Raw genomic sequence first — 12785 nt, 5'->3', positions numbered from 1 at the left:
GGTGCTCAGGCCAGAGCGGCGGACACCGCTCGACATCGTGGTGGTCGTCGTCCTGGTTGTGGTGGTCGCGGTTTCGGCCGTGGCCATCTGGGCAACCAGTTCGGCAAAGAACACCGAGTCGGACCCGGCAGCGGTGCCCGCAAAGCCGATCGCCGGCGCCACCGAGGTTCCGCGCGATGTCACCGAGGCCTGGCGCGCCACCAGTTCGGCCACCACGTCGCCGGTTGCGATCGGCGGGGTGGTGGTGACCGGGGACGGCGGAGCCGTGGTCGGTCACGACGCGGCCACCGGCGTAGCGCTCTGGTCCTATACCCGGGACCTGCCGCTGTGCACCGTCACCGGATGGGATGCCGGGGGTCGCAACTACGCACTCGCGATCTATCGCAACGACCGTGGCTGCAGCGAGGTGACCGCACTCAACGCCGCCGACGGCACGCGAGCGTCGTCGCGGACCAGTGATGCCGACAATTCCCTCGAGATCAGCACCGGCCGGGATTACGCTCTCGCACAAGGCGATACCCGCCTGGAAGTGTGGCGCACCGATCTCGTCCGGACGATCGAGTACGGCCGTGTCGACGCCCCGGTGAATCCCGGGACCCAACCCAGATCGGGTTGCGAGTTCGTCTCCAGCGGGATCGGCGACTCCCGGGTCGCGATCATCGAACGCTGCGGCATCGAACCCGGTTATCGTCTGACCATTCTCGGCGCAACCCTCGACAGCGAAGAGAAGCTCGAGGAGTTCGCCTCGACGATCATCACCGGCGAGCTGGGCACTCCGCCGCGGATCGTTGCCGTCGATCAAACCGGCGTGGCGATCTATCTGTCGTCGCCCGCTCCCGTGCTCGAGACCTACGGCATCGACGGCACGATCAAGAACCGGACCACCGTGCTCGGTGACGCGGTCGGCATCGAGAGCAAGCCCATCGCCAGCGGCGACGTGATCACGTTCTGGACGGGCAAGTCCACGGTGGTCATCGATCCCACCAACCTCGCCGCCCGCTTCCAGGTCCCCGAGACACTCGGTCCCGGGGTCGTGATGGCCGGATCACTGTTGCTGCCGAGCGTCACGGGCATCAGCGTGCACAATCTCGCCGACGGCCAGCCGATCGCATCGATTCCGGTGGAGCGCGCCGGCTACATCGGCGGCATCATCACACTGGCCGACATCGGCGATCACATTGTGCAGCAGTGGGGTTCCACCGTGTCGGTGCTCGCACCGACGCAGTAAGCCTCAGATCGCCTCGAATGTTTTCAGTTCGGAGCCGTCGTTCCAATGGTTCCACAGGTTGTCGGCGAGATCCCGATATGCCTGCGCGCCCTTGCTCTTTCGCCCGGCAAGCAGACTCGCACCGGACGCCGACGCCTCTGCGAAACGGACGGTGCGCGGGATCGGTGGCGACAGCACGGGCAGGTCGTAACGGTCGGCGACATCAGCGATGACGTCGCGACTGTGGGTCGTGCGGGCGTCATAGAGGGTGGGCAGGGCGCCGAGCAGCTTGAGATCGGGATTGGTGATCTGCTGCACCTCCGTGACCGTGCGCAGCAACTGCCCCACCCCCCGATGGGCCAGCGTCTCGCACTGCAGTGGCACCACCACCTCGTCGGCGGCGGTCAGCCCGTTGAGCGTGAGAACCCCGAGCGAGGGCGGGCAGTCGACGATGATGACGTCGTAGTCCTCCTCGACGGTCTTGAGGGCACGTTTGAGCGCGTACTCGCGACCCGGGCGCATGAGCAGCAATGCTTCGGCCCCGGCGAGGTCGATGGTGGCCGGAAGCAACGTCACGTTGTCGTCGGTGTTGAGCAGCACTTCGGCCAGAGTCCCCTCCCCCAGCAGGACATCGTGGATGGAAAGCGTCAGCTTGTCCGGGTCGTGGCCCATCGAAAAGGTAAGGCAGCCTTGCGGATCGAGATCCACCACCAGAACCGACAACCCTTTGGCCGCCAACGCCGCGCCCAGAGAGACGACCGTTGTCGTCTTCGCGACGCCCCCCTTTTGATTGGCCACCGCAAGAACCTTGCTCATCGCTGACTCCCTCCAAGTCGAGCATGCAGAACGCTCTACCGCAGTTCGCTTGCCATTGACCCTATGCGCAGGCAGTGCAGAATGTCTGGGGTGCGCACCACGAACTCGGCAATCCACCGATTGATCCTCATCCGGCACGGCGAAACCGAGTGGTCGAAGACGGGAAGACACACCGGCGTCAGTGACATCCCATTGACACCCTTCGGCGAGAAGCAGGCGGCCGGACTGCGCAAACCGCTCGATGACCTGCTGCTGACCGACCCCCTGGTGCTGTCGTCACCACGTATCCGGGCCATTCACACCGCAGAACTGGCCGGACTGCCCATCGCGCACACCGATGAACAGTTCGCCGAATGGGACTACGGCCTGTACGAGGGTCTGACCAAACCCCAGATCCGGGAGACCGAACCGGGCTGGACGGTGTGGGCCCAGGGCGGGCGCGGCGGCGAATCGTCCCAGCAGATGAGCGACCGGATCGATACGGTGATCGCCGAGTTATTGGGCGAGCTGCGCAGCCGATCGGTGGTTCTCATCGGACACGGTCACCTGTCGAGGTCGTTGCTGGCCCGTTGGATCGGTGCTCCCATACAGTTCGGGGCGCATTTCTCGATGCTGCCCGCCTCCATCGCGGTGCTCGGTTTCGACGGTGAGACCCGGCAGATCCAATCCCTGGGCATCACCGGATACCGCAGCGCCGACTACGTCGACGCCGGCCGTCCCGCGCACGTTCGCACCGGGGACTGATCCGGGTCCTCGGTGGCCGGCAGCGATGCGCTCAGCGACGCTTCTTCTTACGCCGCTCGAAGGTCTTGGCCACCGGCTTGGGTTCGACGTCCGCTTCGTCTTCCTCACCCGGGTTGATCTCGTAGGCCTTGGCGAACCACTTCATCGACGACGGGCTGAACAGGAAATACAGCGCGATCACCAGGATGACCAGCACCGGCGTACCGATGATCGGGAGCTCGCTGTCTGTGATCAAGGCAAAAGCCACCGGAACCAAAAGCACCTGGGTCATCACCGCGATCGACCGGCCCCACCGACGACCGACAATCAGCGCCACACCTCCGGCCAGGACACCGCCGCCGAGGATCGCAAACCATGCCGCGGTGCCGTAGCCACTGATGAAGTCACCGTCTTCGTGACCCATCAACCCCCGGATCACCATGTAGATCGCGGCCGCGACGCCCAGTGCGCCCTCGAGTGCGACTATCGCGCCGGCTCGACGAACATTGATCGGTGGAGAGGATTCAGACACCCGGCCAGCCTAATGGTCGCCCGCGCCGAGTCTCTGCCAGGTCCTTCCCACGCCCCGGTGACCGGCTCAAAGGGCGACATCGGCCCTTCTGACGCTAGGCTCAGTTCTCGTGCGCGCGATGCTGATCGTCAATCCCTTTGCCACCTCGACCACCGAGGCCGGCCGGGACGCGCTGCTGAACACCCTCTCTGTGTCACTTCGCCGCCCCGAAGGCACTGGGGACGCGGAGACGAAGCGCAGCGGAGCTCGACCAGATCAGGCGGAGACGAAGCGCAGCGGAGCTCGACCAGATCAGGCGAATACGAAGCGCAGCGGAGTTCGGCCTGAGTATGTAGATGTCCGGGTCGAGCACACCACCCACCGCGGACATGCCGGAGAGCTCGCCGCACAGGCCCGCGCGGAGCGATACGACGTGGTGGTGGTCCACGGCGGCGACGGCAGCGTCAACGAGGTGGTCAATGGTCTGCTCGACCCCCCGTCCGCGCCGGAGAGCGGTTTCCCTTCGCCGGCACTGGCGGTGGTCCCCGGTGGCAGCGCCAACGTCTTCGCGCGCGCACTGGGTATCGATCCTGATCCCCTCAAGGCGACCGGACAACTCGTCGACCTTCTCGCGACCGGCCAGCGTCGCCGAGTCAGCTTGGGGCACACCGACAATCGATGGTTCCTGTTCAATGCCGGGTTGGGGGTCGACGCTCAGGTGGTCAAGTCCATCGAGGAGCAGCGCCGTGCCGGACACCGGGCGACCGCCACCCGCTATCTGTGGACCGCGGTACGGACGTTCATCGGCGCAGCACGAAGCAAACCAACGTTGACCGTCACCATCCCTGACGCCGAACCCCTCGAAGGCGCACACTTCGCCTTCATCTCGAACGCCAGCCCGTGGACATATCTGGGCGCCCGTCCGATCGAGACCAATCCCGACACCAGTTTCGATGGCCGGCTCGGTGTGTTCGCCTCGACGTCGATGGCCCCGCTCCGCAATCTGCCGCTGGTCCGCCAATTGCTGTCGGCAAAAGCAAAGCCGCAGGCGAAACACTTGTTGCGCGCCGACGATGTCGCATATGTCGAGATTCTCAGCTCCGAACCCATCGACATGCAGATGGATGGCGAATACCTTGGCACCCGGACGGCATTGCAGTTCGGTTGCCGTCCCGCCGTACTAGAGGTCATTTCTCCCAAATCGTAGATTTCAGTCCTACGAACACGAGAGATCCAGGTCACATCGACATTCGCATGTGATTCTCAGGATAAGTTGGCCGCAGAGTAGTACAACGGTGTAGGGGCATACATAGGCACCCCCTACACAGTGATGTTGCCCACGTGTTAAGGGAACATCATTGACATCATCTGGATTCGTGAAAGTATTCACAAGCAACAGTGCGGAAACAATACCTACGCACATATGAACAAACGGTTACGAGTGGCGCAGTGAAGCGCCTGAAGGAGCAGTGGGATGGACTGGCGTCACAACGCAATTTGTCGCGACGAGGATCCGGAGCTGTTTTTCCCGGTGGGAAACAGTGGACCGGCCATCGCGCAGATTGCTGATGCGAAGCTCGTCTGCAACCGCTGCCCGGTTACAGCAGATTGCCTCACGTGGGCACTGGAGTCGGGACAGGATGCAGGCGTCTGGGGCGGAATGAGCGAAGACGAGCGACGCGCCCTCAAGCGGCGAAATGCCCGCAGCCGCACTCGCAGCTCGGTCTAAGACCCCAGAAATCAAGGCGGTCACTCCCGGCGACCACCTCGACGACAAACCAACCCGGTGGCATCTGCCACCGGGTTTGTGTTGTCAAGGGGCAGTTGGAGACTGAGGACACAAGGTGGCGGTCGTCACGAATTTCGCTGCGGCGCAAGAATTTCGGCGTCAGCTCAGCGGGACGGTCAGGATCGCGTCGGTGCCACCGGTGGCACCCGGGCGTAGTTCCAGTTCGCCCGCCAGCTCGATCCGCACCAGCGTGTGGACGATCTGCAGACCCAGCCGGTCGGACTGCTTCGGATCGAAGTCCGGGTCGATGCCGATGCCGTTGTCATGCACCGTGATCACGAGTTCCCTTGTGCTCCTGGACGTGTCGATCAACACCCGGCCGGATTCTTCTGGCGCAAAACCATGTTCGACGGCGTTCTGTATCAATTCGGTGAGCACCATCACCACCGGCATCGCCAAATCAGACTTGAGTACACCGATTGTGCCGACCCGCCGTACCGTGACCGCGGTCCCACCCGATGCCACGTCGGCCATCACGGGGACCAATTGGTCGATGACCACGTCGAGATCGACTTCCTCATCGACACTGCCCGAAAGCAGTTCGTGCACAAGGGCGATGGCCGCAACCCGCCGGACCGCCTCCCCCAGCGCATGCCGGGCTTCGTCATTGGTGGTTCGCCGCGCCTGCAGTCGCAGCAGCGCGGACACACTCTGCAGGTTGTTCTTGACCCGGTGATGGATTTCGCGGATGGTCGCGTCCTTGCTTATCAACGCCAGATCACGACGTTTCACCTCGGTCACGTCGCGCACCAGGATTATGGCGCCGACCAGCTCACCGCGGGGCCGCAGCGGCACCGCCCGGATCAGCACGGTCGCCCGGCGGGCGTCGGCCTCGATGCGCATCCCCGCTTCACCCGCGACCGCGGCCCGCAGCATCGCAGCGGCTTCCTCCGACTCGAACGGGTCACTGAGAAGGCTCACCGTCACCTCGGCGAGATCGTTGCCGCTGAGCTCCGACGTCCAGCCCATGCGGTGATACGCCGACAGCGCGTTGGGACTCGCGTATTGCACGGTGCCGTGCTCGTCGACCCGGATGAATCCGTCGCCCGCCCGAGGCGTCGACAGCCCTCGCGGATTGCCCTCGTTCTGCGGGAATGTCCCCTCGGACACCATCTGGCACAGGTCGTATGCGCAATCCTGGTACGCGAGTTCCAGCGGTGATGGCATCCGCGGCTGGGTGAGGTTGATCGCGCGGGCCAGGACCGCCACCACTTCACCTTCGAAGCGAACCGGGATGGCTTCACGTCTGATGGCCACCGATCCGACCCACGTCGGATCTTCCTCCCGAAGGATCCGGCCCTGCGCAAGGGCGCCGAAGACCTGGGGATTATCCGCCTCTGAGATCAACGTGCCGACGCCGTCGACGGGAAAGACTGTAGGTGCGGTATTCGGCCGACATTGGGCCACACAGACCATCTGGGAGCCGGTTACACCGGAGTCGTCATCAACTGTGTGCTGCGACTGCACCCACATCTGGAAATCAGCGAACGACAGGTCGGCGAGCAGTTGCCATTCGGCCACCACACGTTGCAGGTGGCCGCCGGCAGCGCCGGACAATTCCGTGTGTTCTGCGAGCAACTCCGAAAGAGTCGACATCAGCGCCGAGCCCGTCTACCGGCCGATTGTCCCAGGATCAGTTGTCGATGACCGCGATGAGGTCACCGGCCTGGATCACGTCCCCGACGTTGACCTTGACCTCGGTGATCGTGCCGGCTTCTTCGGCCAGCACCGGGATCTCCATCTTCATGGATTCCAGCAGGACCAGCGTGTCACCGACGTCCACCGTCTGACCGGTGCTGACAACCACCTCGAGAACGCTTGCAACGATTTCCGCCACAACTTCTTCTGCCATCGCCATCCTCCAGGTGTTCGGTTACGCCGGCTATCAACCTAGCGCAGCACCTTGCGCCCGGGCGATTCTGACCAACGGCAGGCTTCGTGTCACAATGGAGCGCTGTCGAAAGGAGACTGCCATGGGAAAGCGTGGACGCAAGAAGCGGGCTCGCAAGAAGAATGCGGCCAACCACGGCAAGCGCCCCAACGCCTGAGCGTTGAGGCCCTTACCGGGGTTTGGATCCCTGGCGGATTCGAAAGTGTGGTTTATCCGTGCGTGTCGCGGACGATGACCGTCTTCCGGATCTCCAGGGTCAACCGCTCCCGTAATCCCTTGGGCGCCTGATCTCCACCGCATTTGCGGTTGACCAAAGACTTCAATTGCTGCTCGATGCCGTAGTGCTCGAGACAGGGCGTGCACCCATCGAGATGCGACTGCAGACGAGCACGAGCATGTGCATCACACTCGTTGTCCAGCAACAGCCACACATCGGCGATGACGGCCGAACAATCGAGCCGATCGGCTTCGTCGAATTCTCGTTCGGCGTTGGTCCCGCCGGCTACTTCTCCGGTACTCATCCGGCAACCTCCTGTTTGTGGCCGGACTGGCCATCGGCCGACTGGCCGGGAGTTCCTCTGTTGAATCCACGCTCGCGCGCCACGTCGCCGAGCAGTTCCCGCAGCTGTTTGCGGCCACGGTGCAGTCGCGACATCACGGTCCCGATCGGGGTGTCCATGATCTCCGCGATTTCTTTGTACGGCAGTCCCTCGACGTCCGCGTAGTAGACCGCCATCCGGAAATCTTCGGGCAACGCCTGCAGCGCCGCCTTGATCTCGTCATCGGGCAGTGCGTCGAGCGCCTCGATCTCCGCGGACCGCAGACCCTGCGACGTGTGTTCGGCCGTGGCGGCCAGCTGCCAGTCGGTGATCTCATCCGTCGGATACTGCGCAGGTTGACGCTGTTTTTTGCGGTATCCGTTGATGTATGTGTTGGTCAGGATCCGGTAGAGCCACGCCTTGAGGTTGGTCCCCTCCTTGAACGACTTGAAGGCCGAGAAGGCCTTCACATACGTCTCCTGGACGAGGTCCTCGGCATCGGCTGGATTCCGCGTCATGCGTAGTGCGCCGCCGTACAACTGATCGAGTAACGGCAATGCATCACGCTCGAACCGCGCGAATCGCTCTTCCGAGGTCTCTGGGTTGACTTCGGGTGTTTCGGCTTCGGTCACGACAATCCCTTCGAGACCTGCGGGAAAATCAGGTCTGTCGAGCAAGCCTACCGACCCGCGCTGCTGCGAGTTGCTGTACACACCACACCTCCTTCAGGTGGAGTCAACAACGACTCTGAGCGACTTGTTCCGCCGGCGCCTCGCTTACACCCACCCTGGGTCGATGCTTGCCACGTCGACCGCGGTCTGGTCGGCCCGAGATCGGACCGACCTGAGAGAATCGACAGCCATGGCAGCGACCGCGGCGATCAGCGTTCTGGAAAAGGCCGGGGTCCGGCACCAGGTCCACAAGTACGAGACCCGCTCCGACGGCGACTGGGGGCCGGAGGCCGCCGAACACCTGCGGCGCTCGATCGGCGCCGAGCCGGAACAGATCTTCAAGACGTTGGTGATCGATGTCGGCGGCACCCTGGCGGTGGCGGTGATCCCGGTTCCCGAGCGCCTGTCCCCCAAGGCCGCGGCCAGTGCGCTGGGTATGAGCGGCAAGGCCGTCATGGCCGATCCGGCGGCGGTCATGCGGGTCACCGGCTATGTGCTCGGTGGGGTGTCGCCGGTCGGCCAGAAGAAGCCACTGCCCACCGTGATCGACGAGACGGTCGATCTGTGGGATTCGGTGTTCTGCAGCGGCGGCAAACGGGGTCTGGAGATCGAACTGGCCCCGGCCGACCTGGTCGCGGTCACCGGCGCGGTGGTCGCGGACGTCCTCGCCTGAGGACCGCCCGGCCTACCGTCCCTCGTGCTGCCTGTGGTCGTAATCTTCGCGGGCCTCGAAGACCTCGTCCATATGTGACTCGGCCCAGTCCTTCACCCCGCGCATCAGCTCTCGGAGCGAGAGTCCCAGCGGCGTCAGCGAATAGTCGACCCGCACCGGAACACTCACCGTCACCTCACGGGTGAGGAGACCGTCTCGCTCGAGGGTCCGCAGTGTCTGGGTCAACATCTTCTGACTGACGCCGGCCACCGCACGGGACAGCTCTGAATACCGCATCGTCCGGTCCCCCAGCGCGACCAGGATCAACGCCACCCATTTATCACTCATCCGATCGAGCAGCATGCGGCTCGGACAGTTCGCGACGTACACGTCGTATTCCTGCTTGGCCTGTCCGCGGCGATCGGCGGCTGTCGTCGTCGGCATCGGAGCCCACCTCCTGGGTTGTTACGCACTTTGAGGTGCCTACTTCCCATTAGAGAGTGCCATCGGCATCGTGGAGATCGCAAGGTGCTCTTCAGACAACCGCCGACACGAGATGGGACGAGCTCATGCGAACGATCATCACCACAGGCACAGACGACCTCACGATCGCCGACCGGCGCACGCCCGAACCGGGCCGGGGCGAAGTCCGGATCCGGGTGGGCGCGGCATCGGTCAACCCGGTCGACATCGGCGCGGCACACGGCGTCTTCCACCGCCTCGGGATCATTCCCCCGGGCGCCGCGGTGGGGCTCGGCTGGGACGTCTCCGGGGTTGTCGAGGCGCTCGGACCGGACGTCACCGAACCGGCCGTCGGGACAGCGGTCGCCGGACTGCGGGTCGGGATCGGCCCGGCCATCGGGACCTACGGCGAGTACGTGGTGCTGCCCGCCGACGCCGTCGCTGCGCTGCCGAACGGGCTCGATCCGGTGGCCGCCGCCGCGGTGCCGCTGGTCTCCCTGACCGCGTCCCAGTCGATCTCACTGCTCGATCCCGGTGGGCGGCGTCTGCTGATCGTCGGGGCGTCCGGCGGGGTCGGCAACGCGGCCGTCCCATTGGCCGCCCGCAGCGGCGCCACCGTCACGGCCGTCGGCAAACCCGAAAATGTCGATGACCTACGCGACCGCGGCGCCGCGACCGTCACGACGACCGTCGCCGATCTGGGCGACACGCTTTTCGATGCCGTCTTCGACCCGGCCGGGGTCGGTGCCCCGTTGCTCGACCTGATCGTCGAGGGAGGCCGGTATCTGGGCACCGCTCCACGCAATGCACCCGCACCCACCCGCGGGATCACCAGCGGCTGGATCGAGGTGCAGGCCGACGGTGCCGAACTGGCCGAACTCCTCGGTGACGTGGCAGCGGGTCGACTCCCGTCGCGCATCGCCGGCGACGTCCCGCTCGACGAGGCGGCCAAGGCGCACCGCGCGTTCGAGGACAAGTCGGCGCCCGGCCGGTGGCTGATCAGGCCCTGATCGTCAGAGCCACGCCAGCTGTCGCAGCCGCACCCAGTCCAGCGGACGCTTGGGCGGCCTGACACCGGGCCGATCCCGGGGCACCCGAACCCGCAACGCCTGTGGGCGGATCGTGCATTGCACCGGGGTCGAGAGGATCAGCGCCTCCCCGTCGACCCCGACGGGGATCTGGGGCTGGTCGGCATCGATGACCACTTCCGGTCCGGTGTACTGGGTCAGACCGTGCTGCCGGGTCCGGCGCAGCAGGCCGACCGCCTGCAGGGTGGTGCTCACCGACACGACCACGATCCCGAGGGTTCCGGTGTCCAGTCGCGGCCGTCGGCCCAGCCCGGCCAGGTCGTGCATCTCGTAGGCGCCGTTGCTCACCAATACGGCCTGCGGCTCGGTGATGGTCACCTCCCCGGTGCGGACGAACAGCCGTGGGCCACGGGTGCCGGCGATCAGGTCCGGGAGCATCGCCAGCATCGTGCCGGTCTTGTCATCGCGGTAGGCCGGGCTCTGCACGACCTCCGCGTAGGCACCGAAGGACGCATTGTTGACAAACGTCCGGTCATTGACCGAGCCGAGATCCACCCTGACCTCCACCCCGTCGGTGAGCGCGTCGAGGCACGAGGCCGGGTCCTCGCGGTCCAGGCCCAGGTCGAGCGCGAAGTGATTGCGGGTTCCGGCGCTGATCACCAGGAACGGCAGGTCGTGTTCGGCGGCGATCCCGGCCACCAATGCCTGGGTACCGTCGCCGCCCGCCACCCCCAGCAGGTCGGCGCCGCGCTCGACCGCCTGCCGGGTCAGGGCCGCGATGTCGACGATCTCGGGGCCGTCGAGCACGGCCACCTCCACGCCCAATGCCTCGGCGCGCCTACGCAAGTCGAACTTCTCCACCTTTCCGCCACCCGAGCGGGGGTTCATCACCACGAATGGGTGCTCGGGCGGTGGCACGTCACGCTCGGGCATCATCCAGTCGTCGCGGTCGCGCACCAGCGCGGCGCGGGCACAGGCGGTGGCCAGCATCGCCAGTGCCACGACCACCAGCACCACCCACAGCAGATGCTCGTTGACGAGGAAGAACAGCAGGGCGATGGGGATCACGACCGACATCGCCAGCGCAAGCCACCGGACCCGGCCGCGCACGGTGAGAAACCAGAAGACCGAGGCGAGGCCGATCACCAGCGCACCCACCGTCGCCAGGAACACGAGCAGGGTCTTGAAGCCGGCGAACACCACCAGCACGATGATCGCGGCGAACACGGCCGCGAGCGCGGCCCGCGCCAGCCATTGCCGCCGACGGCTCTCGGTGTCGATCTGCGGCTCGGACTTCTGGTGTTCTTGTGCCATTGCGTCCCGTTCAGTTGGGCGTTCGCGGGTATTTCGCCTCGTATTCGGTTTTTGTGATCTCTTGCCGGGCACGATGTTTGACGCCGATCAAGTCACCGTCGATGCCGTTGGTGGTCAGCAGGTGCCGTCGGTAGATGCTCATCAGCGCGATCTCGAAGTACACCAGCGGGATGAGCAACAGCGCAATCATTCCGAGTCGATACGCCACCGGCCCGGGCACGAACGAGAAGGCGACGAAGATCGGCAGGAACGGCACGACCCCGCGGATGATGTAGCGGCGCATACATCCGGGACCGGTCACGTCCCGGATCACCCAGTCCCGCATCGATTCCGGCAACGGCCGGCCGAGCAGGTACTTGATCACCTCGAAAAGGTTGGGGCGAGCCCGGCTCTCGTCGCCGCTCACACCGGCTCGATGAGATCGGCGCGGTTGTTGCGAACGCTGTTGACCTCGGTCGACACGCGATACGGCACCAAATGGGGCTCCGGCAGGGCTTCGAGCAGATCCTTTGCCACCGAGGGCTTTCCGCTGGTGCAGTCGAGCCAGTCGTCACGCAGGTCCGGCGTCACGATCACCGGGGTGCGGTCGTGGATGTGGCCGAGCGCGTCGGTTGCCGGACGGGTGATCACCGTGGTGGTCCACAGCCAGCGATCCGGATCGTCTTTGGCCTTGGCCGGGTCGGGCCACAGTTCGTAGAGGCCGGCAAATCCCAGGATCGGGGTGTCGGGGTCGTGCAGGAAGTACGGCAGCTTCTTTCCCTCCGGGTCCTTCGTCCATTCGAAGAATCCGGCAGCGGGCAGGATGCACCTCCGCCGGGCCGCGGCGACCTTGAAGGACGGCTTGTCCGTCAGGGTCTCCGAGCGCGCATTGATCATCCGGCTGCCGATACCCGGATCTTTGGCCCAACTCGGAACGAGTCCCCACCGCACGGCCCGTAGCTGACGGACGAGCTCGGGTTCGGCGTCTTCCTGGCTGTCGGGGTCACGGCGGGACGGCCGTTCCAGGATGACCGGCACCGTCTGGGTGGGGGCCACGTTGTAGGAAGGGCTCTGCAGTTTGCCCGCATCATCCTCCGCCAGCGCGGCGTCGAACGCCGCAACCAGATCCGAGGTACTCGCCGTTGTCGCATATCGCCCACACATGGCGGTCATTATCACCCATCGACGGCCGCGAGCCGGCAG

General features: G+C 65.1%; 17 protein-coding genes. 7 read left to right on the top strand and 10 right to left on the bottom strand.

Features of this window, described 5'->3' with window-relative positions; translation table 11 throughout:
• The first annotated feature begins 1 nt into the window (after position 1).
• Positions 2-1228, top strand: a complete 1227-nt coding sequence (locus AC51GR_RS04355; protein ID WP_496323398.1) for an Rv3212 family protein — start codon at positions 2-4, stop codon at positions 1226-1228.
• Between the two features lie 3 nt (positions 1229-1231).
• Here the strand turns inward: AC51GR_RS04355 and AC51GR_RS04350 are convergent, their stop codons facing one another.
• Complete coding sequence (locus AC51GR_RS04350; RefSeq protein WP_496323397.1) at positions 1232-2023, bottom strand: ParA family protein; 792 nt, start codon at positions 2021-2023, stop codon at positions 1232-1234.
• A gap of 90 nt (positions 2024-2113) precedes the next feature.
• Here AC51GR_RS04350 and AC51GR_RS04345 point away from each other — a divergent pair, with 90 nt between their 5' ends.
• Positions 2114-2767, top strand: a complete 654-nt coding sequence (locus tag AC51GR_RS04345; RefSeq protein ID WP_496323396.1) for an acid phosphatase — start codon at positions 2114-2116, stop codon at positions 2765-2767.
• A gap of 31 nt (positions 2768-2798) precedes the next feature.
• Here the strand turns inward: AC51GR_RS04345 and AC51GR_RS04340 are convergent, their stop codons facing one another.
• Positions 2799-3278: a hypothetical protein gene (locus AC51GR_RS04340; protein ID WP_496323395.1), complete on the bottom strand. Its 480-nt coding sequence runs from the start codon at positions 3276-3278 to the stop codon at positions 2799-2801.
• 118 nt (positions 3279-3396) lie between these two features.
• Between AC51GR_RS04340 and AC51GR_RS04335 the strand changes: the two genes are divergently transcribed.
• Both AC51GR_RS04335 and AC51GR_RS04330 read left to right on the top strand, forming a co-directional pair.
• Positions 3397-4464 carry a diacylglycerol/lipid kinase family protein gene (locus tag AC51GR_RS04335; protein ID WP_496324077.1) on the top strand — a complete coding sequence of 356 codons (1068 nt, stop codon included), beginning with the start codon at positions 3397-3399 and terminating at the stop codon, positions 4462-4464.
• Positions 4465-4731: 267 nt separating this feature from the next.
• On the top strand, positions 4732-4986 hold the full coding sequence (locus AC51GR_RS04330) for a WhiB family transcriptional regulator (RefSeq protein ID WP_023955875.1): 255 nt from the start codon (positions 4732-4734) through the stop codon (positions 4984-4986).
• 159 nt (positions 4987-5145) lie between these two features.
• Here the strand turns inward: AC51GR_RS04330 and AC51GR_RS04325 are convergent, their stop codons facing one another.
• Both AC51GR_RS04325 and AC51GR_RS04320 read right to left on the bottom strand, forming a co-directional pair.
• Positions 5146-6642, bottom strand: coding sequence for a sensor histidine kinase (locus tag AC51GR_RS04325; protein WP_496323394.1), 1497 nt, complete (start codon positions 6640-6642; stop codon positions 5146-5148).
• A 37-nt stretch (positions 6643-6679) separates the two neighbouring features.
• On the bottom strand, positions 6680-6898 hold the full coding sequence (locus AC51GR_RS04320) for a biotin/lipoyl-binding carrier protein (protein WP_496323393.1): 219 nt from the start codon (positions 6896-6898) through the stop codon (positions 6680-6682).
• A 121-nt stretch (positions 6899-7019) separates the two neighbouring features.
• On the opposite strand from AC51GR_RS04320, the gene AC51GR_RS04315 reads away from it, so the two are divergent.
• A complete protein-coding gene (locus tag AC51GR_RS04315; RefSeq protein WP_369758845.1) occupies positions 7020-7094 on the top strand; it encodes a 50S ribosomal protein bL37 in 75 nt (24 codons plus the stop codon).
• Positions 7095-7146: 52 nt separating this feature from the next.
• Here the strand turns inward: AC51GR_RS04315 and rsrA are convergent, their stop codons facing one another.
• Both rsrA and AC51GR_RS04305 read right to left on the bottom strand, forming a co-directional pair.
• A complete protein-coding gene (rsrA, locus tag AC51GR_RS04310; RefSeq protein WP_496323392.1) occupies positions 7147-7458 on the bottom strand; it encodes a mycothiol system anti-sigma-R factor in 312 nt (103 codons plus the stop codon).
• Positions 7455-8189 carry a sigma-70 family RNA polymerase sigma factor gene (locus AC51GR_RS04305; RefSeq protein ID WP_496323391.1) on the bottom strand — a complete coding sequence of 245 codons (735 nt, stop codon included), beginning with the start codon at positions 8187-8189 and terminating at the stop codon, positions 7455-7457. Before AC51GR_RS04305 ends, rsrA begins: the two co-directional genes overlap by 4 nt.
• A gap of 148 nt (positions 8190-8337) precedes the next feature.
• Here AC51GR_RS04305 and AC51GR_RS04300 point away from each other — a divergent pair, with 148 nt between their 5' ends.
• Positions 8338-8820: an aminoacyl-tRNA deacylase gene (locus AC51GR_RS04300; RefSeq protein ID WP_496324076.1), complete on the top strand. Its 483-nt coding sequence runs from the start codon at positions 8338-8340 to the stop codon at positions 8818-8820.
• A gap of 12 nt (positions 8821-8832) precedes the next feature.
• Here AC51GR_RS04300 and AC51GR_RS04295 read toward each other — a convergent pair whose 3' ends face one another.
• Entirely contained in the window at positions 8833-9243 is a 411-nt protein-coding gene (locus tag AC51GR_RS04295; protein WP_496323390.1) for a winged helix-turn-helix transcriptional regulator, read from the bottom strand.
• A 125-nt stretch (positions 9244-9368) separates the two neighbouring features.
• On the opposite strand from AC51GR_RS04295, the gene AC51GR_RS04290 reads away from it, so the two are divergent.
• Positions 9369-10271, top strand: a complete 903-nt coding sequence (locus AC51GR_RS04290) for an NADP-dependent oxidoreductase (protein WP_496323389.1) — start codon at positions 9369-9371, stop codon at positions 10269-10271.
• A 3-nt stretch (positions 10272-10274) separates the two neighbouring features.
• On the opposite strand, the gene AC51GR_RS04285 is transcribed toward AC51GR_RS04290, so the two are convergent.
• Genes AC51GR_RS04285 through AC51GR_RS04275 form a run of 3 tightly spaced genes read right to left on the bottom strand, consistent with a single transcriptional unit; the run spans position 10275 to position 12746 of the window.
• On the bottom strand, positions 10275-11603 hold the full coding sequence (locus AC51GR_RS04285) for a diacylglycerol/lipid kinase family protein (protein WP_496323388.1): 1329 nt from the start codon (positions 11601-11603) through the stop codon (positions 10275-10277).
• Positions 11604-11613: 10 nt separating this feature from the next.
• On the bottom strand, positions 11614-12009 hold the full coding sequence (locus AC51GR_RS04280; protein WP_496323387.1) for a DUF5313 family protein: 396 nt from the start codon (positions 12007-12009) through the stop codon (positions 11614-11616).
• Positions 12006-12746 carry an SOS response-associated peptidase gene (locus AC51GR_RS04275; protein ID WP_496324075.1) on the bottom strand — a complete coding sequence of 247 codons (741 nt, stop codon included), beginning with the start codon at positions 12744-12746 and terminating at the stop codon, positions 12006-12008. The genes AC51GR_RS04280 and AC51GR_RS04275 overlap by 4 nt, the downstream gene beginning before the upstream one ends.
• Positions 12747-12785 lie beyond the last annotated feature (39 nt).

The sequence above is a fragment of the Williamsia sp. z71 genome, from assembly GCF_059553375.1.
Note: the sequence above shows the minus strand (reverse complement) of the source record. Positions and strands in the feature narration are given on the sequence as shown.

Excerpts from the sequence above, each read along its gene's own strand:
- AC51GR_RS04350 (WP_496323397.1), bottom strand. The coding sequence starts at position 2,023 with ATGAGCAAGGTTCTTGCGGTGGCCAATCAAAAGGGGGGCGTCGCGAAG.
- AC51GR_RS04335 (WP_496324077.1), top strand. The coding sequence starts at position 3,397 with ATGCTGATCGTCAATCCCTTTGCCACCTCGACCACCGAGGCCGGCCGG.
- AC51GR_RS04330 (WP_023955875.1), top strand. The coding sequence starts at position 4,732 with ATGGACTGGCGTCACAACGCAATTTGTCGCGACGAGGATCCGGAGCTG.
- AC51GR_RS04325 (WP_496323394.1), bottom strand. The coding sequence starts at position 6,642 with ATGTCGACTCTTTCGGAGTTGCTCGCAGAACACACGGAATTGTCCGGC.
- AC51GR_RS04320 (WP_496323393.1), bottom strand. The coding sequence starts at position 6,898 with ATGGCAGAAGAAGTTGTGGCGGAAATCGTTGCAAGCGTTCTCGAGGTG.
- rsrA (WP_496323392.1), bottom strand. The coding sequence starts at position 7,458 with ATGAGTACCGGAGAAGTAGCCGGCGGGACCAACGCCGAACGAGAATTC.
- AC51GR_RS04300 (WP_496324076.1), top strand. The coding sequence starts at position 8,338 with ATGGCAGCGACCGCGGCGATCAGCGTTCTGGAAAAGGCCGGGGTCCGG.
- AC51GR_RS04295 (WP_496323390.1), bottom strand. The coding sequence starts at position 9,243 with ATGCCGACGACGACAGCCGCCGATCGCCGCGGACAGGCCAAGCAGGAA.
- AC51GR_RS04290 (WP_496323389.1), top strand. The coding sequence starts at position 9,369 with ATGCGAACGATCATCACCACAGGCACAGACGACCTCACGATCGCCGAC.
- AC51GR_RS04285 (WP_496323388.1), bottom strand. The coding sequence starts at position 11,603 with ATGGCACAAGAACACCAGAAGTCCGAGCCGCAGATCGACACCGAGAGC.
- AC51GR_RS04275 (WP_496324075.1), bottom strand. The coding sequence starts at position 12,746 with ATGTGTGGGCGATATGCGACAACGGCGAGTACCTCGGATCTGGTTGCG.